The 24,762-nt window shown below is 70.3% G+C and carries 19 protein-coding genes; 8 read left to right on the plus strand and 11 right to left on the minus strand.

The genetic code is table 11. The annotated features are described in order from the left end of the window. Positions 1-131: 131 nt before the first annotated feature. From OG972_RS23820 to OG972_RS23845, 6 genes are read right to left on the minus strand one after another with little or no spacing between them, the layout of a single operon-like run. Positions 132-1,013 (minus strand): phosphogluconate dehydrogenase C-terminal domain-containing protein, encoded by an 882-nt coding sequence (locus OG972_RS23820; protein ID WP_266984595.1) that lies wholly within the window; start codon positions 1,011-1,013, stop codon positions 132-134. Further along, positions 1,013-1,810 carry a sugar phosphate isomerase/epimerase gene (locus tag OG972_RS23825; RefSeq protein ID WP_266984597.1) on the minus strand — a complete coding sequence of 266 codons (798 nt, stop codon included), beginning with the start codon at positions 1,808-1,810 and terminating at the stop codon, positions 1,013-1,015. Before OG972_RS23825 ends, OG972_RS23820 begins: the two co-directional genes overlap by 1 nt. Next, a complete protein-coding gene (locus OG972_RS23830) occupies positions 1,810-2,613 on the minus strand; it encodes a triose-phosphate isomerase family protein (RefSeq protein WP_266984599.1) in 804 nt (267 codons plus the stop codon). The genes OG972_RS23825 and OG972_RS23830 overlap by 1 nt, the downstream gene beginning before the upstream one ends. After that, entirely contained in the window at positions 2,613-3,089 is a 477-nt protein-coding gene (locus tag OG972_RS23835) for a ribose-5-phosphate isomerase (RefSeq protein ID WP_266984601.1), read from the minus strand. Before OG972_RS23835 ends, OG972_RS23830 begins: the two co-directional genes overlap by 1 nt. Beyond that, positions 3,089-4,825, minus strand: a complete 1,737-nt coding sequence (locus OG972_RS23840; protein WP_266984603.1) for a dihydroxyacetone kinase family protein — start codon at positions 4,823-4,825, stop codon at positions 3,089-3,091. Before OG972_RS23840 ends, OG972_RS23835 begins: the two co-directional genes overlap by 1 nt. Then, positions 4,825-6,198 carry an MFS transporter gene (locus tag OG972_RS23845; RefSeq protein ID WP_266984605.1) on the minus strand — a complete coding sequence of 458 codons (1,374 nt, stop codon included), beginning with the start codon at positions 6,196-6,198 and terminating at the stop codon, positions 4,825-4,827. Before OG972_RS23845 ends, OG972_RS23840 begins: the two co-directional genes overlap by 1 nt. A gap of 244 nt (positions 6,199-6,442) precedes the next feature. Here OG972_RS23845 and OG972_RS23850 point away from each other — a divergent pair, with 244 nt between their 5' ends. The 3 genes from OG972_RS23850 (at position 6,443) to OG972_RS23860 (ending at position 11,431) form a co-directional block, all read left to right on the plus strand. After that, on the plus strand, positions 6,443-7,186 hold the full coding sequence (locus OG972_RS23850; protein WP_266984607.1) for a FadR/GntR family transcriptional regulator: 744 nt from the start codon (positions 6,443-6,445) through the stop codon (positions 7,184-7,186). 264 nt (positions 7,187-7,450) lie between these two features. Beyond that, positions 7,451-10,033, plus strand: coding sequence for a bifunctional FO biosynthesis protein CofGH (locus OG972_RS23855; RefSeq protein ID WP_266984609.1), 2,583 nt, complete (start codon positions 7,451-7,453; stop codon positions 10,031-10,033). Between the two features lie 282 nt (positions 10,034-10,315). Then, a complete protein-coding gene (locus OG972_RS23860; protein WP_266984611.1) occupies positions 10,316-11,431 on the plus strand; it encodes an ADP-ribosylglycohydrolase family protein in 1,116 nt (371 codons plus the stop codon). Positions 11,432-11,513: 82 nt separating this feature from the next. Here OG972_RS23860 and OG972_RS23865 read toward each other — a convergent pair whose 3' ends face one another. Then, positions 11,514-13,085, minus strand: a complete 1,572-nt coding sequence (locus tag OG972_RS23865) for a sodium:solute symporter family protein (protein ID WP_266984613.1) — start codon at positions 13,083-13,085, stop codon at positions 11,514-11,516. Between the two features lie 430 nt (positions 13,086-13,515). Further along, positions 13,516-14,298 (minus strand): SDR family oxidoreductase, encoded by a 783-nt coding sequence (locus tag OG972_RS23870; protein WP_266984615.1) that lies wholly within the window; start codon positions 14,296-14,298, stop codon positions 13,516-13,518. Between the two features lie 80 nt (positions 14,299-14,378). On the opposite strand from OG972_RS23870, the gene OG972_RS23875 reads away from it, so the two are divergent. Further along, the gene (locus tag OG972_RS23875; protein WP_266984617.1) at positions 14,379-15,218 is read left to right on the plus strand and encodes a hypothetical protein; all 840 of its coding nucleotides are present in this window, start codon (positions 14,379-14,381) and stop codon (positions 15,216-15,218) included. Between the two features lie 107 nt (positions 15,219-15,325). On the opposite strand, the gene OG972_RS23880 is transcribed toward OG972_RS23875, so the two are convergent. From OG972_RS23880 to OG972_RS23890, 3 genes are all read right to left on the minus strand, one after another. After that, entirely contained in the window at positions 15,326-15,532 is a 207-nt protein-coding gene (locus OG972_RS23880) for a DUF397 domain-containing protein (protein WP_266984619.1), read from the minus strand. A gap of 237 nt (positions 15,533-15,769) precedes the next feature. Continuing rightward, positions 15,770-16,639 carry a helix-turn-helix transcriptional regulator gene (locus OG972_RS23885; protein ID WP_266984621.1) on the minus strand — a complete coding sequence of 290 codons (870 nt, stop codon included), beginning with the start codon at positions 16,637-16,639 and terminating at the stop codon, positions 15,770-15,772. 214 nt (positions 16,640-16,853) lie between these two features. Continuing rightward, positions 16,854-17,576, minus strand: a complete 723-nt coding sequence (locus OG972_RS23890; RefSeq protein ID WP_266984623.1) for a GPP34 family phosphoprotein — start codon at positions 17,574-17,576, stop codon at positions 16,854-16,856. Between the two features lie 193 nt (positions 17,577-17,769). Here OG972_RS23890 and OG972_RS23895 point away from each other — a divergent pair, with 193 nt between their 5' ends. The 4 genes from OG972_RS23895 to OG972_RS23910 all read left to right on the plus strand — a co-directional run bounded on the left by OG972_RS23895 (position 17,770) and on the right by OG972_RS23910 (position 24,695). Continuing rightward, positions 17,770-20,358: a D-alanyl-D-alanine carboxypeptidase gene (locus OG972_RS23895; protein ID WP_266984625.1), complete on the plus strand. Its 2,589-nt coding sequence runs from the start codon at positions 17,770-17,772 to the stop codon at positions 20,356-20,358. A gap of 183 nt (positions 20,359-20,541) precedes the next feature. Next, positions 20,542-22,404, plus strand: coding sequence for an MFS transporter (locus OG972_RS23900; RefSeq protein WP_266984627.1), 1,863 nt, complete (start codon positions 20,542-20,544; stop codon positions 22,402-22,404). A gap of 93 nt (positions 22,405-22,497) precedes the next feature. Next, the gene (locus tag OG972_RS23905; RefSeq protein ID WP_266984629.1) at positions 22,498-23,442 is read left to right on the plus strand and encodes an adhesin; all 945 of its coding nucleotides are present in this window, start codon (positions 22,498-22,500) and stop codon (positions 23,440-23,442) included. A gap of 443 nt (positions 23,443-23,885) precedes the next feature. Next, positions 23,886-24,695, plus strand: a complete 810-nt coding sequence (locus tag OG972_RS23910; RefSeq protein WP_266984631.1) for an isocitrate lyase/phosphoenolpyruvate mutase family protein — start codon at positions 23,886-23,888, stop codon at positions 24,693-24,695. Positions 24,696-24,762: the final 67 nt, after the last annotated feature.

Here is a 24,762-nt window from a genome sequence, read left to right on the forward strand (position 1 = left end):
TGCGTCCCCCGGTCCGAGTGATGGGTACCTGCCGAGGCAAGTCGGCAGCCCTGGTGCTTAGTTGACGTGGGTAACCCGGTTCGGGTTCCCCTGCCGCACCACGGCCCCATTTCGGGCCGGGGGAATGCGGGTCAGCGCTTGATCTCCTTGATCTTGAGCATCCGCGTGATCACCTTGTCGAGCTCGTCGTCGTTGAAGACGTTCTTCCAGTCGTCGCGGACGATCGACTCGCGGCCGTAGTCCATCGCGATCAGGCACGCGTCGGAGAACGGGTTGGAGCCCTTGAGAGTGTTGGCCAGTGCCACCTGGGTGTGGCCCAGCAGCATCGCGCGGGCCGCCTTCTCCGGGACGCCCACCGTGTGGACGGTCTCGTGCAGCGCCTCGGTCAGGAGCGCGCCGACCATGCAGGCGATCGTCTCGACGAGGGTCGGCTCCAGGACCGCGAGCTGCTTGACCGTCACCCAGTGGACCTCGACGACCGGGGCGTACATCGTGGAGATGACCGCCTCGGCCAGCTCCTGGGCCTTCGGGTCGGCGGCCTCGGCTACGGGCTCGAAGGAGGCGACGACCTCCTGCGGGGCGGCGATGCCGCCGAACGTGTCGGCCCACTCCTCCTTCGTCGTGCGCTCCAGGAACACCGACGGGTGGCAGGGGTGCGCCACCGCGTTGTGGACGTCCGCGCGGCGGGTCAGCAGACCCGCGTACGCGGCGGCCGGGTCCAACGTCAGCAGGATCGCGCCCGGCTTCATGACCGGGACGAGCTGCTCGGAGACCTTGCCGAGCACGACGTCCGGCACGGCGAGGATGACGACATCGGCCCGGGCGGCCGCTTCGGCACCGTCGGTCAGTTCGCGGCCGAGCTCGCGGATCAGCTCCTGGCCCTTCGGCGAGTTCTCGGCGAAGAGGGTGGTGAAGTCGCTCTTGACCAGGTTGTTGGAGACGCGCTGGCCCATCTTGCCGGCGGCCCCGATGACGGCAACGGTGGTGGATGCGGTCGTGGTTTCGGTGGCCATTACTTGCTCCTCATAAGGGTGTTGATGCTGTGCCGGGTCCACTGGTCCTCCAGGCGGGCGGTCTCGGTGAAGTCGCCCTGCCAGGGGAGCCAGTGCTCCACGATCTGGTTGATGCCCTTCTCGGCCGGCCGGACCTTGTCGATCATGTGGTCGTAGTCGAGGAGGCCCTCGCCGAGGAGGCAGCCGGCGAACGTGAAGCCGACCCAGCCGTCGCGGCGGGAGAACGAGAAGTCCTTGACGTGGATGTTCACCACGTGGGGGGCGGTGGCGTCGACGACGTCCACCGGGCGTTCGAGCCGGGCGACGCTGTTGCCCGGGTCGAGGACGACGCCGAGGTACGGGCTGTCGACGCCGCGCACGACGGACAGCAGGTCGTCGGTGGAGACTTGTTCGTACGTCTCGAGGCCGAGCGTCACGCCCGCCGTCGCGTAGCCGGGGACGGCCTCGCGGAGCAGGGCCGTCGCCTCCGGCACGGTCGGCCGGTGGTCGGCTGTGTTCATCATCGAGCGGACCAGGGTGACGCCCAGACGCTGCGCGATACGGAGATACGTGGCCAGGTGCGCGGGGCTCACCCCCCGGGTGCCGAGCTCCAGCGTGATGCCGTACTCCGCCGCCGTGTCGCGTACCGCGTCCAGCTGCGTGTCGTCGAACGTCTCGATCAGCGGGTAGTCGCAGATCTGGAGGACCTCGCCGCCCAGGTCACGGGTCTGCGCGAGCATGTCGTGCACGGTGAGCGGCTGCGGGGCGCGCTCGGAGATCCGCCAGAAGAAGGCGTAGGTGCTCAGTCCGTAGGCCATCAGACCGCTCCTGCCGTCGCGTGCAGGGCCAGGACCTCGTCGAGGATGCGTTCCACCGCCGCCGGGTCGTGGGCGAACCGGCCGAGGAAGAGACCGCCGACCCCGGTGCCGAGTTCGGTGAGCAGTCCCGGGCCCGCGCTACCGCCGTAGATGACCCTGCTGCCGGCGAGGGCGGGCTGCGTGGACAGCCGGTCGGCCAGGGCCGCGCAGACGGTACGGATGTGCTCGGACGACGCCGGTTCGGGGGCGCCGATCGCCCACTGCGGTTCGTACGCGAGGACGACCGGGGCCGGGGCGCCGTCATGGGCTGCCGTGGCCAGGACGCGCTCTGCCTCGGCGACCGTGCGGGCGGCCGCCTCGGCGGGGGAGACCCGGTCGAGTTCACCGACGCACAGGACCGGTGTGAGGCCGTTGCGCAGGGCGGCGGCCGTCTTGGCCGCGACCACCGTGTCGCCCTCGCCGAAGAGCCGGCGGCGTTCGGCGTGGCCGACCTCGGCGTAGCTCGCGCCGATCTCCTTGAGATGGGCGCCGCTGACCTCGCCGGTGTAGGGGCCGGTGTCCTCGGTCGCCAGGTCCTGCGCCCCGGTCCGCACCCCCGTGCCGGCGAGGATGCCGGTGACGGGGACGAGCGCGGGGAACGCGGGCAGCACGAACAGTTCGGCGGCGCCGGTCGTCAGGGCCGGGTGCCGGGCGGCGGTGTCGGCGATCCGGCGCGCCCAGTTCAGGGTCTGGTGGTGGCCGAAGTACATCTTCAGGCTCACCCCGATCGTGATCGGCGCCGGAGCGGTGGAAGCGGCGGGCATCAGGCTGCTGCTTCCTGCTGGTTCTCGTAGTCCCGCATGAGGGCGACCTTGGCGGCGGACGCGGACGTCTCGTCGAAGCGGTACGTCAGCCACTCGGCGGCCAGCCGACGGGCCAGTTCCAGACCGACGACGCGCTGTCCGAACGTGAGGACCTGGGCGTTGTTGGAGAGGACCGCGCGCTCGACGGAGAACGAGTCGTGGGCGGTCACCGCGCGGATGCCCTTGACCTTGTTGGCGGCGATGGCGACACCGAGGCCGGTGCCGCAGACCAGCAGGGCGCGGTCCGCCTCGCCGCGGGCGACCATCTCGGCGGCGGCGATGGCCACCTTCGGGTACGCGGTGTGTCCGTCGGCGTCGACACCCACATCGGTGACGGTGACGACGAGGTCGCTGGCCTCCAGGTCCTTCTTGAGGGCTTCCTTGTACGTGTGACCGGCGTCGTCGGAACCGACGACGATACGGAGCTTGTCGGACATCAGCGGATCTCCAGGGTGGGTGCGAGAACGGGGTGGACGGCGCGGACGATCAGGGCGAGGGAGTGCGCCCCGGCGTCCGGGGTGCCGAGGCTCTTCTCGGCGTGCGGACGGGCCCGGCCCATGCGGGGCAGCAGGTCGGCGGTGGCGGCCGCGGCGGCGGCCGCGGTGCTCGCCGCCGTGTCCCAGGCGGTGGACAGCGGCTGCCCGTCGGCGGTGGCGGTGGTCAGCGCCTCGGCGAACGGGACGAGGACGTCGACCATCGTCTTGTCGCCGACCTCCGCCCTGCCCAGGCGCATCACGCCCGCCGTCGCCTCCGCGACGCCGGCGGCGACCACGGGGGCGGTGGGCCGGTCGGTGTCGCCGAGAGCGGTGCCGATGGCGCGGAGGATGACGCCCCACAGGGCGCCCGAGGTGCCGCCCGCCTTGTCGGCCCAGGCGTCGGCGGCCCGGTGCAGGAGCGTTTCGGCACCGGCGCCGAGCTGTTCGGCGCGGACGGCTGCCTCGTACGCGCCCGTGGATCCGCGCTGCATGCCGATGCCGTGATCGCCGTCACCGGCGACCGCGTCGATCCGGCCGAGTTCGTCGGCGTACGTGTCGACGGTGGACTTCAGGGTGCGCAGGGCGGCGAGGACGGTACGGGCGGTGGCGCGGGACTCCTCGGTGGCGGCCCGGACCGGCTCCTCGACGGCCTGCTCGGCGGGGGTCCCGACGACGAGGTCGGCCGCCTCGACCGTGCCCTTGCGGTACGCGGGGGCATCCGCCGGAGCCGTCCACAGCGGTTCCAGTTCGTCCGTCAGCCAGCACAGGGTGAGCGAGACGCCCGCCATGTCGAAGCTGGTCACCAGCTCGCCGACCTCGGGGTCGACGGCCTCCACACCGGCTTCATGAAGCAACTGGGCGACCCGGCGGTAGACGACGAACAGCTCCTCGTACTTCACCGAGCCGAGGCCGTTGAGAATGACGGCGGCCCGCTGCCCGCGCGGGGAGTCGACACCCTCGGGCAGCTCGCCCAGCACCGTGCTCACCAGCAGCTCGGCGGCCTCGTCCGCGCTCGGGACCGGCTGCTCTCCCATGCCCGGCTCGCCGTGGATGCCGAGCCCGACTGCCATCCGGTCCTCGGGGACGGTGAACAGCGGGTGGTCCGCGCCCGGCAGCGTGCAGCCGGAGAACGCGACACCGAAGGAACGCGTGCGGGCATTGGCCAGCTCGGCGATCCGGGTCACCTCGGCGAGATCATGTCCCGCTTCGGCGGCGGCCGCGGCCGTCTTGAAGACCACCAGGTCGCCCGCGACCCCGCGGCGCTTGTGCGCCTCGGCCGCGGAGGCGCTCGATATGTCGTCGGTGACGCCGAGCGTCCGGGCGGGTATGCCCTCGGCGGTCAGCTGCTCGGCCGCCTGCCCGAAGTGCAGGACGTCGCCCGCGTAGTTCCCGTACGCGAGAAGGACACCACCGCCGGTCTGCGCGGCCTTCGCGACCTGCCGCACCTGGTGGGCGGAGGGCGAGGCGAAGACATTGCCGACCGCGGCGCCGTGCGCGAGGCCCTGGCCGACCAGGCCGGAGAAGGCCGGGTAGTGGCCGGATCCGCCGCCGACGACGACCGCGACCTGGCCGGGGGCGGTGCGAGTGGCCCGGACCACCCCGCCGGGGACCTGACGCACCCGGTGGGGGTGGGCGGCGACGAACCCTTCGAGTGCCTCGTCGGCGAAGGCGGCGGGGTCGTTGAACAGGCGGGTCATCAGTGGGCCTCCACGAGGGACCGGCCCTGACCCGCGCCGCGGTCCTTGGACCGGCCGGCGAGCCACAGCATCAGTGCGGCGGACATGAGCATGAAGGCGCCGACCAGGAACAGCGGCAGGTAGTAGTCGCCGCTGAAGTCCTTCAGCCAGCCGGTGACGTAGCCGGCGGCGAAACCGGCCACATTGCCCGCGGTGTTGATCAGGGCGATACCGGCCGCGGCGGCGGCGCCGGTCAGGAACTGGGACGGCACGGACCAGAAGACCGGCAGCGCGGCGAAGATCGCACACGCGGTGACGGTGATGACGGCGATCGTCGCGGCGGGCGAGCCCATGTAGAGGGCGATCGGGATGGAGATGCCGCCCACGACGGCCGGGCCGGCGATGTGCCACGTGCCGACGCCGTGCCTGGTGGCGTGGCGCGACCAGAAGAAGAGGACTATCGCGGCCGGGAGGTACGGGATCGCCGTGATCAGGGCCTTGTCCATGACGCTGAACGAGGTGTCGAACTGGTCCTGGAAGCCGTTGATGATCGTCGGCAGGAAGAAGGCGAGGGCGTACAGGCCGTAGATGAAACCGAAGTAGATGAGCGCGAGGGTCCAGACACGGCTGTTGGTGAACGCGGCCTTCAGTGCCTCGCGCCCGTGCCCGGACTTCTCGTCGGCGCCGGTCTTCGTGGCGTTCTCGGCGGCCAGCTCGGCGGTCAGCCACTCCTTCTCCGGGGTGGTCAGCCACTTCGCGTCGGCCGGCTTGTCGATCAGGTAGAACCAGGCGATGACGCCCAGCAGGATCGCGGGGACGGACACGCCGAGGAACATCACGCGCCAGCCCTCGAGGCCGAACAGCCCGTGCTGATTGATGAACCAGCCGGCCAGCGGGGCGCCGATCACGGTGGTCAGCGGCTGGGCCAGATAGAAGAGGCCGAGCACCTTCGTCCGGTGCCGGGACGGCACCCACTGGCTCAGGAAGAGGATCGCGCCGGGGAAGAATCCGGCCTCGGCGACACCGAGCAGGAAGCGGAGCGTGTACAGCTGCTCGCTGTTCTGCACCCAGGTGAAGAGCAGGGCGACGATGCCCCAGGTAACCATGATCCTGGCGAGCCAGCGGCGGGCGCCGAACTTGTGCAGAGCCATGTTGCTCGGCACTTCGAGAATGATGTAGCCGATGAAGAAGACGCCCGAGGCGAAGCCGAACTGCGCCGCCGTGAGCGCGAGGTCCTGGCCCATGCCGTTCGGCTCGGCGAAGGACACGGCCGTCCGGTCCAGATAGTTCACGAAGAACATCAGGGCCACGAAGGGGACGAGCCGGATCGAGACCTTCTTGATCGTCGACCGCTCGACGGCAGATCTCTCGACTGAATGCGCAGTGGCGCCCATGGAGACTCCTCGCTTCCCGGACAGCTTTGTCCGGCTCTGGTCACTGTCGGCAGCGGGCGGGGCCGGCAGTAGCCGCGGCGGTCCGACCGGCGAACAGCTCACACGCTAGCCCCGAATCCAAAATTGGTCACCAATTAACCAAAGTGACGTACGTCGCTCCGACGAGCACCCCGCCAGGACCGATGAGCGCGATATGGTCCGCCCGACCCGTGCACATCGGGAGACGTCTGATGTACTGGACGACGTGTCCACGCAGCCCGAAGAGCCCGATTTCACCTCGCTCCTGCGACCCGTCGTACGCGAGTCCTCGGTCAGCGAGGTGGCCAAGCGGCTCCTCGACCACCTCTCCGAGGGCAACCTGAAGCCAGGCACCCGACTGCCCGCCGAACGGCAGCTCGCCGAGGCGCTCGGCGTCGCCCGGTCCAGCGTCCGGGGCGCACTCTCCGCACTGGACGTGCTCGGCATCATCGAGATCCGGCCGGGCTCGGGGTCGTACGTGCGCGACGGCACGTCGGAGTTCCTGCCGCAGGCGATCAACTGGGGCCTGATGCTCGGTCAGCGCCGTACGCAGGACCTCGTGGAGGTCCGTACGTTCATGGAGGGCATGTCCGCACGCCTCGCCGCGGAGCGGGCGGAGCCGGCGGACGTCGAACGACTCGAAGGGCATCTGGCGCGGATGCGGGAGGCGGGCACGGACGTCAAGGCGTTCATCGACGCCGACATCGCGTTCCACCTGGAGACCGCGAACATCGCCCGCAACACGGTGCTGAGCGACATCCTGCACTCCATCCGGGCGCTGCTCCAGGTCTGGATGGAGCGGGCAGGCGACATCGAGGGCACGGTGAGCGGGACGCTTCATGAGCACGGGGCGGTGCTCGACGCGATCCGGGCGGGTGATCCCGAGGCGGCGGATGCGGCGATGGCCGAACACATGCGGTTGGCGAGCGACCGGCTGAACCTGTCGCTCCGCGCGGACCAAGAGGACTGACAACCGGTCCTCGCCTCCGGGCGCGCGCCCGGAGGCCCTTTTCAGCCCGTCCGGCGTTTGAGGACGGAACCCTGGATCCGGTGAGCCGGAATCGACGGTCGCCTCGCGCCGGGCGAACCCTCACAGGCCCAGGTGCTCACCGGCCCCGACAGGGCGCCCCGGGACCGGGGCGTCGCCGGACGTGCAGCGGCAGCGGCGTTCGTTTCGCCCCCGAACCCAGGACGGGCTTCATCGGCCCGCCCACCTCGCTCGTATGCTCGGTTCATGACCGATCCTCAGCGCGCACGCCCGACCACCAACTCCATGCGGCGCGCGCTCAAACGGGCCCGTGACGGTGTCGCCCTCGATGTGACCGAGGCCGCCGTCCTGCTCCAGGCACGCGGCGACGATCTGACGGACCTTGCCGCGTCCGCCGCCCGGGTGAGGGACGCGGGCCTCGAAGCCGCGGGCCGGCCGGGCGTCATCACGTACTCGCGCAAGGTCTTCATCCCGCTGACCCGGCTCTGTCGCGACAAGTGCCACTACTGCACCTTCGTCACTGTCCCCGGCAAGCTCCGCAAGGCCGGGCACGGGATGTTCCTGTCGCCCGACGAGGTTCTCGACATCGCCCGCAAGGGCGCGGCCATGGGCTGCAAGGAAGCACTGTTCACGCTCGGCGACCGCCCCGAGGACCGCTGGCCCGAGGCGCGGGAGTGGCTGGAGGCCGAGGGATACGACGACACCCTCGCGTACGTACGCGCCATGGCGATCCGGGTACTCGAAGAGACCGGACTCCTTCCACACCTCAACCCCGGCGTCCTGACCTGGACCGACCTCCAGCGCCTCAAGCCCGTCGCCCCGTCCATGGGCATGATGCTGGAGACGACGGCGACCCGCCTGTGGTCCGAGCCGGGCGGCCCGCACCACGGCTCCCCGGACAAGGAGCCGGCGGTACGGCTGCGGGTGCTGGAGGACGCGGGCCGGTCCAACGTCCCGTTCACGACCGGCATCCTGATCGGGATCGGCGAGTCGTACGAGGAGCGCGCCGACTCCCTCTTCGAGCTGCGCAAGACCGCCCGCGCCTACCACGGCATCCAGGAGGTCATCGTCCAGAACTTCCGCGCCAAGCCGGACACGGCGATGCGCGGGATGCCGGACGCCGAACTGGAGGAGCTCGCCGCCGCCATTGCCGTGGCCCGGCACATCCTCGGCCCGTCCGCCCGCATCCAGGCCCCGCCGAACCTCGTCGATGCGGAGTACGCACTGCTCATCGGCGCCGGGATCGACGACTGGGGCGGCGTCTCACCGCTCACCCCGGACCATGTGAACCCCGAGCGTCCATGGCCGCACATCGACGAACTCGCCGCGAAGACAGCCGAGTCGGGCTTCGAGCTCCGTGAACGGCTCACCATCTACCCGGAGTTCATCCAGCGCGGCGAGCCCTGGCTCGACCCCCGCCTCCTCCCGCACGTCCGGGCGCTCGCCGACCCGGAGACCGGGCTGGCGAAGGAAGAGGCGATCCCCGTCGGTCTGCCGTGGCAGGAGCCCGACGAGGGCTTCAACGCCTCCGGCCGCACCGATCTGCACCGAACCATCGACACCGAGGGCCGAACCGGCGACCGCCGCGACGACTTCGACGAGGTCTACGGGGACTGGGAGGCACTCCGCGAGGCCGCCGCCCCCGGAATGGTCCCGTCCAGGATCGACACCGACGTGAAGGCCGCGCTCGGCCAGGCCGCCGACGACCCGACGAAGCTCACCGACGACCAGGCGCTCGCCCTGCTCCACGCGGACGGCCCGGCGCTCGACGAACTGTGCCGGATCGCGGACACGCTGCGCCGTGACGTGGTCGGCGACGATGTCACGTACATCGTCACCAGGAACATCAACTTCACCAACGTCTGCTACACCGGCTGCCGGTTCTGCGCCTTCGCCCAGCGGCGCACCGACGCCGACGCGTACACGCTCTCCCTGGACCAGGTCGCCGACCGGGCCGCGCAGGCGTGGGACGTCGGTGCCGTCGAGGTCTGCATGCAGGGCGGCATCCACCCGGATCTGCCCGGCACGGCGTACTTCGACATCGCGCGGGCGGTGAAGGAGCGCGTCCCCGGCATGCATGTGCACGCCTTCTCCCCGATGGAGGTCGTCAACGGCGCGACCCGCACCGGCATGTCCGTCCGCGACTGGCTGACCGCCGCGAAGGAGGCCGGGCTCGACTCGATCCCGGGCACGGCGGCGGAGATCCTGGACGACGAGGTCCGCTGGGTCCTCACCAAGGGGAAGCTGCCGACGGCGACCTGGCTGGAAGTCATCAGGACGGCCCACGAGGTGGGGCTGCGCTCCTCATCGACCATGATGTACGGGCATGTCGACCAGCCCCGCCACTGGCTCGGCCATCTGCGGACCCTGGCCCGCCTCCAGCAGGAGACCGGTGGCTTCACGGAGTTCGTGACGCTGCCGTTCATCCACACCAATGCACCGGTCTACCTGGCGGGCATCGCCCGCCCGGGCCCGACCGACCGTGACAACCGGGCCGTCACCGCCATGGCCCGGCTCCTGCTGCACCCGCACATCACCAACATCCAGACCAGCTGGGTCAAGCTCGGCACGGAGGGCGCGGCCGAAATGCTCCGCTCCGGTGCGAACGACCTGGGCGGCACGCTGATGGAGGAGACCATCTCCCGCATGGCAGGGTCGAGTTACGGCTCGTACCGCTCGATCCAGGACCTGGTCGCCATCGCCGAACTGGCGGGCCGGCCGGCGAAGCCGCGCAACACGCTGTACGGGGAAGTCCCCGAGGAACGGCAGCGGGCGGCAGCCACGTCCGACGGACACCTCCCCGAGCTGCTGCCGGTGCTGCCGGACTGATCCGTTCGCCCGCTGCCCGGCCGCGTTCGCCGGCCGGGCAGTCGGAGACGCCCCGGCCGTCCGGGGACGTCTGCGGGTGGTCGTCGGCCCGCCGGGCAGGTCCCGCTTCAGGCCACGGATGTCCCGCGTCTGCGAACGTGGCCGGGACCCCGGAGATCCCCGCAGATAGCTGTTCAAAAGTGACCGCCGGAGCCACTCCGTACATACCGTTCCGCCCCTGAACCAGCCGTTCCCGTTCGATTACAGTGCTGCGCAGTCGTACGCGGACGGGGAAGGGGCGCGGTGAGCACAGGAGCCACAGCCATCTGGGGCCGCGCCGAACAGCAGGACTTCCGCAGCCGGGTGCGCGGCTGTCTGCTGGGCGGTGCCATCGGCGACGCGCTCGGCGCGGCCGTCAGCGGACTCTCGCTCGAAGAGATCCGCGCGGCCCATGGCGTCGAGGCCGTCACCGACTTCGTGCCCGTCCACGGCAGACGAGGTGCGGTCACCGCCGTCACCCAGCTCACCCTGTTCACCGTCGACGGACTGATCCGCGCCCAGGTCCGCCGCGACACCGGCGCCTGGCATCCGCCCACCGATGTGCACCGTGCCCATCTGCGCTGGGCCGCCACCCAGAGCGACTGGGGTCCGGACGAGCGGCGCACGGAGAACGGCTGGCTCGCCCAGGAGGAGTGGCTCTACGCCCGCCGTGCCCCCACCCGCGAATGCCTCAACGGCTTCGGCGACACCACCATGGGCACCCTCGACCAGCCCAAGAACCCCGCCGCGCGCGACTCGGCCGCACTCACCCGCTCCGCCCCCTTCGGACTGCTGGTGGGCTGGGAACCGCAGCTCGTCCTGCAACTGGCCGTCGAATGCGCCGCCCAGACCCACGGCCACCCCACCGCCCTGCTGTCCGCGGGCGCCCTCGCCGTCGTGGTGCACGGGCTGGCCCGCGGCCAGACGCTGGACGGCTCCGTCCAGCAGGCCCTGGCGCTGCTCGCCGAGCGCCCCGGCCACGAACAGGTCACCGACGCCCTGCAGCAGGCCCTCGGCTCCGTGCGCCAGGGCATCCCGGGCCCGGCCCTCATCGAGGCGCTGGGCGACACGGACTCCTCCGAGGAGGTCCTCGCCGTCGCCGTGTACTGTGCACTGGTCGGCGAGGACGTCCGGCACGGGTTGCGGCTCGCGGTGAACCACAGCGGCCCGTCCGCGGCCACCGGGGCGCTCTGCGGGGTACTGCTCGGTGTGCTGCACGGCGAGACCGCACTGCCGCCCGCCTGGCTCGCCGAACTGGAGGGCCGGGCCACGCTCCTGGAACTCGCCGACGACTTCGCCATGGAGATGACCCAGGGACCTGCGCTCCACAGCCCGTCGGCTGCCGCCCCGGGCTGGCTGACCCGCTACCCGCGCGGCTGACCGGCGTACGGACGCACGGGAAAGGGGCGGGGTACGGACGCCGCCGCGTCCGCACCCGGCCCCTTGCACCTGGCTGAAGGGATCAGTCCTTCACACCCTCCGCGACCGCGGCGTCGCCGGAACCGGCCTGCGCCGGAACCGTCGCGCCCACGGCGTCCCCGTCACCGTCCGTGTTGATCTTCTCGATCAGTGCGTCGCGCTCCGGGGTGTCCTCGGGCTTGATGAAGCCGATCAGGATGTAGAGCACCAGCGAGATCGCCAGCGGCAGTGCCACCTGGTACTGGAGCGCGACATCCGTCTTCACCGAACCGTCGAAGTTGTAGTTGGTGAAGTAGAACGCCAGCAGGCCTGCCGCCCAGCTGACGAGCGCGGCCGTCGGGCCCGACTTACGGAACCTGCGCAGCAGGCCCAGCATGAACGGGATCGCGATCGGACCCATCAGACCGGCCACCCACTTGATGACGACGGAGATGATGTCCTTGAACGTCGGCGAGTTGATCTGGGTGGCCAGCGCCATCGACAGACCGAGGAAGCCGAGCGTGGACACTCGGGCCGCCAGCAGACCCGTGCGGCTGCTCCAGTTGCGGGCCGCCTTCGAGAGGACCGGGGCGATGTCCCGGGTGAAGACCGCCGAGATGGCGTTGGCGTCCGAGGAGCACATGGCCATCGTGTGCGAGAAGAAGCCGACGACGACCAGGCCCAGCAGACCGTGCGGCAGCAGCTGCTCGGTCATCAGGGCGTAGCTGTCGGAGGCGTCCGGCTTCTGTGCGTGGACCAGCAGCGGGGCGCACCACATCGGGAAGAACAGGACCGTCGGCCAGACCAGCCACAGCACGGCGGAGAGCCGGGCCGAGCGGGTCGCGGAGGCGGCGGAGTCCGTGGCCATGTAGCGCTGGGCCTGGTTCCACATGCCGCCGTTGTACTCGAAGGTCTTGATGAAGAGGTACGCCAGCAGGAAGGTCACCGTGTACGGGCCGGCCGTCGGGTTCGTGTGGCCCTCGGGCAGCTTGTCCCAGACCGTCCAGAGGGTGCTGACACCGTCGAGCTTGGCCATGGCGGTGACGAGCATCGCGACGCCGGCGAAGAGCTGGATGACGAACTGCCCCAGTTCTGTGAGCGCGTCCGCCCACAGGCCGCCGACCGTGCAGTAGACGGCCGTGATGCAGCCGGTGATGAAGATGCCCTGGGTGATCGTGATACCCGTGAAGACGGAGAGCAGGGTGGCGATGGCCGCCCACTTGGCGCCGACGTCCACGATCTTCAGCAGTAGACCGGACCAGGCGAGCGCCTGCTGCGTCTGGATGTTGTAGCGGTTCTTCAGGTATTCGAGCGGCGACGCGACATGCAGCCGCGAGCGCAGTCGGTTGAGCCGGGGCGCGAAGAGCTTGGAGCCGATGCCGATGCCGATGGCGATCGGCAGCGACCAGGTCACGAATGACGTGACGCCGTACTGGTAGGCGATACCGGCGTACCCGGTGAACATCACGGCGCTGTAGCCGGACATGTGGTGCGAGATGCCGGACAGCCACCACGGCATCTTGCCGCCGGCCGTGAAGAAGTCGCTGACGTTGTCCACACGCTTGTGGGACCAGAGTCCGATCGCGATCATCACGCCGAAGTAGCCGATGAGCACGACCCAGTCGAGACTGTTCATGTGCCCCCTCCTGGGGTCCGCCTTATGAACGGGGTGTGCACTTCGTCAGTACGGCCGCCCAGCGGGGCCCCGTGCGGGAGCGGGGACATCGGGGATTGAACCGCCTGTTCGGTCCCTCGGTCAAGGTTTTTGGCGATCAGGGATGTGAACACCAATCAGCAAGTCGAACGATTTTACGTGTTCTTGACCCACGGGGGCGTTGTCGTGAACGTGACAGCAGCCACACGATGAGCGGGCACTTCGTCAGGCTGTGCAGAGCAATCACGAGCACCGGAGAGCGCAGAAAGACCGCACGGGATGCGGGTCCCGTGCGGCCGAGAAGGAGGAGAGCGGGAGAACAGGAGAGAAAGGAGGGGAACCGGGACTGTTGCCGATCACCGCTGCCGGTATCGGCGCATCAGCACCTCGGCGCCCTCATCGCTGCGGCGCCTCAGCGCATCAGTTCGCCGGCGTTGACCAGTAGGGACTGTCCGGTGATCGCCCGGGCCCGGTCGGAGGCCAGGAACACCGCCGCCTCCGCCACATCGCCGTCCGTGGCCAGCTCCGGCAGCGCCATCCGTTCGGTGAGCCTGCCCAGCACCTCGGCCTCCGGCACGCCCTCGGTGTGCGCGGTGAACTGCACGTACGCCTGCACTGGCGGACCCCACATCCAGCCGGGCAGCACGGTGTTCACCCGGATCCGGTGCGGACCGAATTCCCGCGCCATGGAGTACATCGCCGAGGTGAGCGCGCCCTTCGACGCCGCGTATGCCGCCTGCTGCACCTGGGAGGGCGCGGCGACCGACGACTGCGTGCCGATGACGACGACGGAGCCTCCCCGCTCCTTCAGCCCGGGCAGACAGGCGCGCGTCATCCGCAGCGTGCCGAGCAGATTGACGTCGATCACCGACTGCCAGGTGGCGAAGTCCGCGTCCTCGACCCCGCCGAAGTAGCTGTCCCAGGCCGCGACATGGACCACCGCGTCGATCCGCCCGAACCGCCTCAGTGCCAGCCCGGCGAGCGCCTCGCACTGCGCCTCGTCGGTGATGTCGGTGGCCTGATGGGCCGTGTGCCGGCCCCCGGGATCGATCTCGGCGGCCGACTTGGCGAGATTGGCCGCGGTACGCGCTCCGAGGACGGCGCTCCCGCCGTCCCGTACCACCGTCGCCGCGATCTGATGCCCCAGCCCGGCGCCTACGCCGGACACGATGACGGTCTTCCCCGCGAGCAGCATCGGGTGCCTCCCGGCTCTGGCAGTTCTTCTGACGGGGCGTCAGAGTAGGGCGCTGTAGCGGAGTACGGAAGGGGAACGGCATGAGCGACGAGACGCGCAGCGATATGTACGCCGAACTGGCCGCGCTGGGGCCGTACGAAGTCCATCCCGGCCACGCGCTGATCACCATGGTGGAACCGCATCCGGGCCATGAGTACGCGTACAACCGCTGGTACGAGGACGACCACTACTACGCGGGCGCCATGGCGATGCCCTGGATGTTCGCCGGGCGGCGCTGGGTGGCCACCCGGGAGCTCCAGGAGCTGCGTTATCCGGAGAAATCCGCGGTCGCGCAGCCGGTCGGCGCCGGGTGCTATCTGTCCACGTACTGGGTGACGGACGGGCGCTACGACGACCACATGAAGTGGACTGTCGGGATCAACAAGCGGCTGAACCGGGACGGCCGGGTCTATCAGGACCGCACGCATGTGTTCACCGCGTTCCAGGACCACGAGGCGACGGTCTACCGGGACGGCGCCGCCGGCCCCCGGGACCATCACGCCCTCGACCACCCGTACCGCGGGCTCGTGCTGCAGGTGATCGACGCCGAAGGGGCCGGGCAGCGGTCGGGGCTGCTGGAATGGCTGCGCTCCCGGCATCTGCCGAAGCGGCTCGGCGGCTCACCGGCGGCGATGGTGACCGTTTTCCGCCCCACTCCGCTGCCGGGTGACCGGATGACCTATGTGAAGCAGGTCGAGGGCGTCGACACCCGGCTCACCCTGCTCTGGTTCCTCCAGGAGGACCCGCGGGAGTGCTGGACGGAGCACTTCACCGGGCTCGACGCGGCGGTCGCGGAATCCGGCCTGGGGCGGGTGGAGCTGGTGGCGCCGTTCATCCCGACCGTGCCCGGCACGGACCTGTACGTCGAGCAGTTGCGCTGAACGGTCCGTCCGACGGTGGGCCCCCTCGGCCAGGACGGCGGACCGGTCGAGAGGGCTTCCTGCGGCACCGTTTCGGTGCCGCACCGCATTCTGTGGGTGGGCATGGGTCAGACGTCTACGGAGCCCTTCGCGATGTCGGACACGAAGGCGTTCCATGCGCCGGGCACGAAGGTGATCGAAGGGCCCTCGGGGGCCTTCGAGTCGCGCACTGCGATCGACTGGACGAGGGGGGACTTGACCTCGACGCAAGCGCCGTTGCCCCCGGAATACGACGACTTCGTCCAATTGTCCGTGGCACCCTGACGAATAGCCATGTTCACTCCGGTTCGGATTCAGAGAGTTGTGTGAGTCGCACCAACTGCGTATCTGTTGGCGTGATCGACGCTACTCGTCAACGTCGCTGGGTGAGAGGGTCGTTCACTCGACCGGATGGCATATTCCATGCGGGTCTTCCGCTTTGATGTGGCGACGGTGTACCGTGCCGTCGCCTCACCCGTAACATCGTTCCTTTTCCCGCAAACCGGACTTTGCGGAATGTCTGGTTCAGCCGGTCAGTCGGTGCTGAGCTGGGCGTACGTCTTTGCGATGTCGGCGATGTAGTGCCGGGTCTGCTCCACGTTCAGTGCCTGTGCCCGCAAGTGCTCGTACATGACGCTGTACCGATGCACATCATTGGCTTTCTCCAGATAGAGGTCGCTGGTGACGCCCTCGATATAGACGACGCTGGAGTCCGCGGCATCCGGGAATTCCAGAATGGCGTACTGCCCGTTGATGCCCGGGTGGGCGCCCATGTCGAACGGCAGCACCTGAATCGTCACATGGGGCAGGTGTGACAGCTCGACGAGCTGTTCCAACTGTTCGATCATGACCTGCCTGCCACCGACCACCCGGCGCAGCGCGGCCTCGTCGATGACCGCCCAGAGTCGCAGCGGCCCCTCCTGGGTGGTGATCCGGTCCTGGCGGCGCGCACGGACGCTGACGCGCTTGTCGATGTCGGTCTGCGGTGCCTCCGGCAGTGCGCCGTTGATCAGTGCCTCGGCGTAACTCCGGGTCTGCAACAGGCCGGGGACCACTTGCGGTTCGTACACCCGCAGTGACTCGGCGTCGGTCTCCAACCCGATGTAGACGCTGTACGGGATGTCGCCGAAGGCATGCCACCAGCCCTGCTGGCGGGAGTCCTTGGCCATCTGCATGAGCGAGTCGACGATCCGGTGGTCCTCGACCTCGTACACCCCGCAGAGATCGCGGACATCGCGCTGGCTGATCGAACGGCGGCCGTTCTCCAGGCGGCTGATTTTCGACTGCGAGACCAGCAGTCGCTCCGCCACCTCCTCGGCCGTCATGCCCTTGAGCTCGCGCAGTCGGCGCAATTCCTGGCCCAACCGGCGTCGCCTGACGGTGGGATTGACGTTGGACGGCACGGAAACGGCACCTCCGGCTATGTAGCTGTGCGTATCTACTGCTCAGCAGATTGCCACCCGTGGGGCTGATTGCGCTGGGAAATGGCCACACGCAGGCGCGCGGGGCAGCCGGTGGACCGGCTGCCCCGCGCGTGGTGCGGCTCCCGAACCGGGTCTTGGGGACGTCGGTGCGGCGGTATGCGGTTCTGTTGTTGCGGTGGTGCGGCGCGCTGCCCTAGTGGGCAACGGTGTGCACCATGCTGTCGCGACGGGACTGCGACTGCACTTGCGGTTGCAACGGCCCTCCCGCCGCCTGGTTGCGGCGCGGCTGGGCGATCGCCCCGTTCTGGACGTCCATCACGGCGTGCGCCACGAGACCGCCCATCGGGTCGTGTCTGATCAGGTCCCGGAGCCGGGAGCGCGATGAGCGCCCCTCGTTCCCGGGGTAGAGGTGCTTGCCGAGTCCGACCGCGTGGGCCAGTGCGGCGAGCGCCGCGGTCCGCGGGTCCGGCGGTACACCGGTGCGGATCGCACTGTCCAGCCGGGATCTGATCTCCCGGCTGATCGCCGTGTCCGTCGCCTGGTAGCGAGTCGTCGGCAGCACCCCGCACATCTGGCCCGCCACGGCATGCACCATGCCGCACCGCTCCAGATGCGAGAGATAGGTCTGGCGCAACCCCAGTCGGGGCCCGCCAATCCAGTGGACGGCCCGAACCGGGCTGCCGCGTCGGCGCAGCAGTTCCAGTGCGGAGTCCAGTGTCGGATCTCCTGTCGGCCGTGGCATCACCACGGCGATACGATCCCCGTCAGGGGCTATCCGTCCTGCCAGAGCCAGCTCCACTAGCTGAGCTCCGGCGAGGCCGAGGTCGAGCGACTGCGGCTGCGCTGTGGTACCCGTGGTCGGGTCCAGAGCGAGCAGCAGAAGCTCCTCCGGAATTGTTCTGCGGCTCCTGCCCATCCATGCCTCCCCGCGTGGATGAATGACAGGGTGACCCCTCTCACATTGGTCTGTCGAGAGCGCCTGGGTGCTTCGTACGGGAACCAGTAGGTATGTCGTTCTCGTCTAGCAGCGCGGCCGGGGGTTCACACAGGACACTGGTAGATGGTTCGGACAGCGCGGGGGGGACCCCGCAGCGCAGGAGGAGGCATCGGTGGCGGGCGAGTCCCCCGACAAGTCGGAGCAGCAGAAGTCGTCGGGAACGGCTCGGAGCGAAGGCGATCCGCGGCTTGCCGCCTTCCGTGAACCGGCCTCCCCGGCGGAGTCCGGCGGCAAGAAGGACACGGCGACGGCGGTCTTCCGTACGAAGCCGGTCGAGAACGGCGAGGACGCGGAGCACGCCGAGGGCGTCGACGGCACGGAGAACGCCTCTGAGGGCCCCGAGGCGGCCTCCACGCCATCCGGGCCCGCCGAGCCCGAGGAGGGCGACGCGCGGCTGCGTGCGGCGGTGGCTGCGTGGGTGGGGAAGGGTGACGACGACGCCGCAGGCGCTGCTGCCGAGGAACCCGAGGCCGCCGACGACGCCGATGACGCCGCGAAGCCCGAGACGGTCGCGGAGAGCGACACGTCCGCGCTGGCGGAAGAGGCGGGCGAGAGTGGGACGGACTCCGCCGACGCGACCGCGGACGAAGCGGCTGCATCGAGCGCGGACGCGGCGGATGCGGCTGAAGTGGCGGACGACGCCGCGGAAACAGACGCCGACACCCATCACGATGCGGATGACGAGGCCGCCGACAAGCCTGCGGCGTCCGGTGACGCCGCAGCCGCTGACGAGGACGCAGCCGCTACCACTGACGCGGACGAGGACGAGGACGAGCCTGCGGTCTCCGGCGACGCCTCCGACGAGACCCGGGTCTCCGAGGGGCGCGAGGAGAGCCACGCCGCGGACGCCGCGGACTCCGAGGGCGACAAGAGCGCCGGTGACAGCGAGCCCGCGGCGGCTGACGACGCTGACGACGACGCCGGTGACGACGCGGCCAAGGGCGCGGACGCCGACGTCGTGGACCCCGCCAAGGACGCCGGCGACGCCGGTGACGGCGAACCCGCGGCGGCTGACGACGCTGACGACGACGCCGATGACGGCGCGGCCGAGGGCGCCGAGGCCACCGGCGCGGACACCGGCGACACCGACGGCACCGAGCCCACTGCGGACAAGCGCGGAATCGATCAGCCCACGGCCGTCTTCAAGGCGATCCGGCGCGACCGGATCGACCAGCCGACGACCGCGCTGAAGATCACCCGCCCCTCGGCGAAGCCCGAGGAGAAGCCGGAGCCCGAGAGCCCCGCCGAGCGCACCAGCCAGTTCGTACCGCTCCGCCGCGACGACGCACGCCCCGCCCCGGCGCCCCGCAAGCCCGAGACGACTGGATCCGCAGCCGCCCAGGCCGCCCGGCCGAGCCCTGCCTCGGCCCCCGCTCCCTCGCTCAGCGGAGCCGAGCGCACCCGGCAGCAGCCGCTGCCGCCCAGGCCGCCGCTCGACCTGCTGGCCGAGCTGACGAACACGCCCCCGCCCCCGGAGACGCCGGTCCGTACCGCCGTTCGCCGGGTCAAGATCTGGACCCCGCTGGTCCTGCTCCTCCTGGTCGTATTTGCGATCGTGCAGGTTGTGCGCCCGTTGCCGGCCCCTGAGCTGCAGCTGACGGCGAAGCCGACGTACACCTTCGAGGGCGGGAAGCCGTCGCTGCCGTGGCCGAGCGAGGGTCAGGGCTACATGGCGGCGACCGGTCTCGGCACAGTGGACTCGTTCGGCGAGCAGAAGGCCGTGCCGATCGGCAGTGTGGCCAAGGCGATGACCGCGTACGTCGTCCTCAAGGACCACCCGCTGAAGAAGGGCAAGGCGGGTCCGTCCATCACGGTCGACGCCAAGGCGGAGTCGGACGGCAAGCTGGACTCGGCGGGCGAGTCCACCCTCAACACCGTGAAGGCCGGCGACAAGCTCACCGAGCAGCAGGCCCTCTCCGCCATAATGATCCCGTCCGCCAACAACATCGCGCGGCTGCTCGCGCGCTGGGACGCGGGTTCCGAGCAGGCGTTCGTCAAGAAGATGAACGACACCGCCAAGTCGCTCGGCATGAAGAACACCACATACACCGACCCGTCCGGGCTCAAGGAGACGACGGTGAGTTCGGCCGAGGACCAGGTGAAGCTCGGCCAGAAGCTGGTGGAGATCCCGGCGTTGATGGCGATCACGCAGCTGCCCTCGTGGACCGACCCGTCTGGCAAGAACTGGCGGAACTACAACACCCTCGTCCCGTACAACGATGCGCTCGGCATCAAGACCGGCTCCACCACCAAGGCCGGCGGCAACCTGCTCTTCGCCGCGCACAAGATGGTCGGCGACACCGATCAGCTGATCGTCGGCGCGGTGCTGGGCCAGCACAAGGCGCCCATCATCGACACGGTCAACGCGGTCAGCAAGGAAGTGATGGTCGCGACGGAGGACCTGCTGGAGAGCGGGAAGGTCGTCAAGAAGGGCGATGTCGTCGGCAGGGTCGACGACGGGCTCGGAGGTACCGTCCCGGTCGTCGCGACCGAGGACGTGGCGGCGGTCGGCTGGCCCGGTCTGACGGTCAGGATCGAACTGACCGACGACGGGAGGACGATCCCGCACTCGGCGGCCGCCGGAACCCATGTGGGCACGCTCACCGTCGGTGAGGGGGCCAGTCAGGTGAAGGTCGCGGTGGCGCTGCAGAGCGATCTGGCGGAGCCCGGCTTCGGCCAGAAGCTGACCCGCATCAGCTGACGCGGGTCGGGGAAGGGGGTGCCGATCCCGGCCCCCCTTCCCCGTTGCGCCGTGTTAGCGTCCCCGGACAACCGGGGAACGCCGGACCGCGTCCTCACACGTGTACCGAATGGGGGCACGGGGGCACGGGCACGAAGTACGGGGGCAGGGGTACGGGGCCGGCGGAGACGGGGAGAGATCGTAGTGACCACCGCGGAGCCGAGATCCGGCCGTACAGCGGCCGGGAGCAGCGATGTGCGAGGCGACGTGACGAGCGGCAGCGGTGGTGGGAACACGGGCGTCCGGCTGCCGGCCCCGCGTACCCCCGAACCCCGGGCCGAGGTGCCACGGCCGACCCGCGCCCAGCGGCTGCTGCGTCACCCCGTCACCATCGCGACGGCGGCCGCCGCGGTCACCCACATCCTCTGGTTCTTCTTCTTCGCGAACAGCGGCGGCGACCTCGCGGCGCAGGATGCGTGGGCCGAGTTCGTCGGCCGGCATCCGGGCACCGCGTACAACCTCGCCTGGTACGGGGGCATGCACCCCGTCTCGTACAGCGTCGTGTCGCCGTATCTGATGTCGGTGCTCGGCGTCCGCACGACGATGATGATCGCCGGGACGGTGTCGGCGGGGCTGACCGCGCTGATCCTGGTCCGGGTCCCGGCCGTCCGTAACCCGCTCGCCTGCTCGCTCGCCGGGGTGTTCGCGTTCCTGTGCAACGCAATGTCCGGCCGGGTGACGTTCGGGCTCGGCATGATGTTCGCCCTGGGAGCGGTGGCCGCGGTGTTCTGCTGGCCGTACCGGTGGCGCCACAAGCGCTGGGCGAAGGCGGCCGTCGCCGCGCCGCTCGCCGGTCTTGCCACCGCGGGCAGCCCTGTCGCGGGACTTTTCCTCGGCGTGGTGGCGGCGGCGCTGTTCCTGAACAAGCGGCGCCCGGGGGCGTACGCGCTGGGACTGGCACCGGTCGTGGTGGTGGCGCTGTCCTCATGGCTGTTCCCGTTCTCGGGTACGCAGCCGATGTCGATCGCGACGCTGTCGCTGCCGTTCCTCTTCTCCGTCCTCGTCTTCTTCCTCGTGCCGCGCGAGTGGAGCACGGTCCGTACCGCCGCTGCCGTCTACGGGGTCGGGACGCTGCTGACCTATGTGATCGATTCGCAGATAGGGTCGAACGTCACGCGGATGGCGATGCTGTTCGCCGGGGTGGCGCTGCTTGCCGCGCTGCCGTACGCAGTGCCGCGATCCCGCCGCTGGTACGTGCTCCTCCTCGCGTTCGTCGGCATGAACGTCTGGATCGGTTTCAAGGGTGCCGACGACATCGTCCGCACCGCCCCCGCCGCCTCCTGGACGCGCGAATTGGCGCCGCTCGTCAACGAGCTCCAGAACATCGGCGCGGAGCGGGGCAGGGTCGAGGTGGTGCCCGCCAGCAGCCACCGGGAGGCGTCCGCGCTCGCGCCGTACGTCAACCTGGCCCGCGGCTGGAACCGGCAGGCCGACATGGAGCGCAACCCGCTCTTCTACGACGACACCCTGAACCCCGTGAACTACCGCCAGTGGCTCGACCGCTGGGCCGTGCACTACGTGGTGCTGCCCAAGGGGGAACCGGACGCCACCGGTGCGGTGCAGGAGGCGGAGCTCGTCCGGAAGGGGCAGCCGTATCTGCGCAAGGTCTGGTCCGACTCCAACTGGCAGCTCTTCGAGGTCGACAGCCCGGTGCCGCTGGCCGATCCGCCCGCGACCGTCGACCGGGCCGGTGCGGGCGAGCTGACCATCCATGTGAAGCGGGCGGGCCGAGTGCTGATCCGGATTCCGTACTCGCGCTGGCTTGCCCTGGTCGACGACGAGGGCAAGAGCGTGGAACGCCCGCAGGAGACCGAGGCGTCCAAGCAGCGCACGGACCAGGACAGCCCGCGGACCTTCGTCAACACCAACGGCTGCCTGATCAAGGTGGACGAGGACGCGGACGGCGACGAGTGGACGGAACTGCTCGCGCCGCGCGCCGGGGTGTACCGGCTGGCGGCGCCGTACCAGCTCTCGCCCGGAACCCCGTGCCCGAAAGAGCTGCGCTGAGCGGGCGCAGACGAGGGCACAGACAGGGAGACGGCAGGCAGATCGTGCACGGTCTCTCCCTCTGGGTCCCGTGCCCTGGCAAGGTGTGCTGCCATGAGGTGCCAACAGTGCGGTAGCGAACAGCGAGGTGCGCTGCCGGGAATGGTCTGTCCGGACTGCGGATCGGTGGCCCGCTCCGTCGGCGGAGACGGTTCCTGGATCGCCCGCGAGACACTCGCGGGCCGGATATCCACGCTGTCGCGACGCAGAAAGGCCCTGCTGGCGGCAGGAGTTGTCGTGGTGGCGGGTTCACTCGTCACGGGTGGCTCGCTCCTCGCGTCGGACGGCGGCGGCACGCGTACGGGGGCGATGGGCGGCGTCGGAGAACCGCAGGACGGCCTCGAGGGCGGAGCCCCCACCCGGATCGGCCCGTCGGGCACGGAGAGCCCGGACCCGGACCCGACCCCGGCACCCTCCGGCTCCCCGTCATCGCCGAGCCCGTCGCCGAGTCCCTCCCGTCCCCCCAAGTCGCCGCCCGGGAAGGTGGGTTACGCGTACACCGCCTGGGCGGGCCCCGGCTGCACGACGGGCGCGTACCGCGAACACGGCCGGTACGAGGACGATGACGACGGCTGGTACACGGTCGGCTCGGGTGGATACCGGGGGAGTTCGTGCGACGGACGGTTCAGCGCCGTGCCGATGTCCGGCAGCCCGACCGAGGACCGGGGCAACACCGCCACCTGGTCCTGGCACCTGGGCAGCGGCTACCAGGAGTGCGCGCTGACGGTCTTCGTACCGAGCAGCGGCCGCGACCGCGATGTCGCGGGCAACCCCACCGTGTACCGGGTGCTCTCGGACCCCGACGACGCGGACTCCGCCTACACCGGCTTCGCCGTACGCCAGACCGTGCACCGTGGCAGCCCCGTCGACGTCAGCAGCTATCCGGTCAAGGGCAACACCTTCGCGGTGCAGCTGGTCGACCGGGGGCGCGACTGGGGCGACGAGGAACTGGTGGGCGCGCACCACGCCGCCGCGCAGATGAAGGTGGCCTGCCGCTGAGGGCGCGGGGCTGCTGAGCCCACCCGCCCGCAGGTCGAACTCGGCCGGCGAGGCGCGGCCCGAACCGGTCGGCGCGCAGGAGCGCCGAGGGGGCCCGACGGGCGATTCCCGCACAGCGTGGCGACGGCTCGTCCCGGCGCGGCCGGGAAAGCGGGGGATGGATCGGCCCCTGACCGGTGGTCATCACGCCGACGTCGGACAGTCCGTCGAGCAGCTCCGCACCGCAGCGGAGCCCGTCGCGGAGCAGCGCGAGTACGCAGGACTTCAGTACCCAGGACGATCCGGAGCTCGGCCGGGTCCACATCCAGCAGGAGGGCTACTGGTGCCCGGCCTGTGTCGCGCCGGGCCGCCGCCCGAGGGCGAGACGCGTTACGTCGTCCTCGGGCGGCGCGTCGAGACACACTTCGACGACGGCCGAAGAGTCGCTCCCCTAGCGTTGAACCATGACCGACTCCGGCAACCTCACCGCCTCCGCCGCCTTCACGGCGTTCACCGCTCTGCACCGCACGCCGGAGGCGACACCACTGCTGCTGCCCAACGCCTGGGACCACGCCTCCGCGACGGCCCTGGCCGAACAGGGCTTCCCCGCCATCGGCACCACCAGCCTCGCGGTGGCCGCGGCGGCCGGACTGCCGGACGGCACGGGGGCGACGCGAGCGGACACACTGCTCCTGGCCCGGCGGCTGGGCGCAGGCCCGTACTTCCTCTCGGTGGACGCCGAGGGCGGGTTCAGCGACGATCCGTCGGAGGTGGCCGAGCTGGCCCGGGACCTGGCGGACGCGGGGGCGGTCGGCATCAATCTGGAGGACGGCAGGGCCGACGGCACGCTCACCCCCGTCGACCTGCACGCGGCGAAGATCGCGGCGGTGAAAGCCGCAGTGCCGCACCTCTTTGTCAACGCGCGCACCGACACGCACTGGCTGGGCGCAGAGCGGACGGCCGGGACGATGCATCGGCTCGACACCTATCAACAGGCGGGCGCCGACGGCGTGTTCGTCCCCGGCCTGACCGGCGCGGCGGCGATCACCGCGCTGGTCAAGGACCTCGACGCGCCGCTCAACATCCTCTACTCCCCGTCCGGCCCCACAGTTGCGCAACTCGGCGACCTGGGGGTGAGCAGGGTGAGCCTGGGATCGCTGCTGTACCGGGCGGCGCTGGGCGCGGCGCTGGGGGCGGCGGCGGAGATCAGGGCGGGCCGGGCGGTGAGCGGAGACGTACCGACGTACACACAGGTACAGAACCTCAGCACGTGACCGTCCGCCCGGCCCCGGTTGATCAGCCGGCCGCGGAAGCGATGGCGGTCCTGGAGGACATCGCAGC

The sequence above is a fragment of the Streptomyces sp. NBC_01669 genome (genome assembly GCF_026339735.1).
Classification (GTDB): domain Bacteria; phylum Actinomycetota; class Actinomycetes; order Streptomycetales; family Streptomycetaceae; genus Streptomyces; species Streptomyces yanii.

Bases quoted from the DNA above. Each gene is read 5' to 3' on its own strand.
- OG972_RS23820 (WP_266984595.1), bottom strand. From the start codon at position 1,013: ATGGCCACCGAAACCACGACCGCATCCACCACCGTTGCCGTCATCGGG.
- OG972_RS23825 (WP_266984597.1), bottom strand. From the start codon at position 1,810: ATGGCCTACGGACTGAGCACCTACGCCTTCTTCTGGCGGATCTCCGAG.
- OG972_RS23830 (WP_266984599.1), bottom strand. From the start codon at position 2,613: ATGCCCGCCGCTTCCACCGCTCCGGCGCCGATCACGATCGGGGTGAGC.
- OG972_RS23835 (WP_266984601.1), bottom strand. From the start codon at position 3,089: ATGTCCGACAAGCTCCGTATCGTCGTCGGTTCCGACGACGCCGGTCAC.
- OG972_RS23840 (WP_266984603.1), bottom strand. From the start codon at position 4,825: ATGACCCGCCTGTTCAACGACCCCGCCGCCTTCGCCGACGAGGCACTC.
- OG972_RS23845 (WP_266984605.1), bottom strand. From the start codon at position 6,198: ATGGGCGCCACTGCGCATTCAGTCGAGAGATCTGCCGTCGAGCGGTCG.
- OG972_RS23855 (WP_266984609.1), top strand. From the start codon at position 7,451: ATGACCGATCCTCAGCGCGCACGCCCGACCACCAACTCCATGCGGCGC.
- OG972_RS23865 (WP_266984613.1), bottom strand. From the start codon at position 13,085: ATGAACAGTCTCGACTGGGTCGTGCTCATCGGCTACTTCGGCGTGATG.
- OG972_RS23870 (WP_266984615.1), bottom strand. From the start codon at position 14,298: ATGCTGCTCGCGGGGAAGACCGTCATCGTGTCCGGCGTAGGCGCCGGG.
- OG972_RS23875 (WP_266984617.1), top strand. From the start codon at position 14,379: ATGAGCGACGAGACGCGCAGCGATATGTACGCCGAACTGGCCGCGCTG.
- OG972_RS23880 (WP_266984619.1), bottom strand. From the start codon at position 15,532: ATGGCTATTCGTCAGGGTGCCACGGACAATTGGACGAAGTCGTCGTAT.
- OG972_RS23890 (WP_266984623.1), bottom strand. From the start codon at position 17,576: ATGGGCAGGAGCCGCAGAACAATTCCGGAGGAGCTTCTGCTGCTCGCT.
- OG972_RS23905 (WP_266984629.1), top strand. From the start codon at position 22,498: ATGAGGTGCCAACAGTGCGGTAGCGAACAGCGAGGTGCGCTGCCGGGA.
- OG972_RS23910 (WP_266984631.1), top strand. From the start codon at position 23,886: ATGACCGACTCCGGCAACCTCACCGCCTCCGCCGCCTTCACGGCGTTC.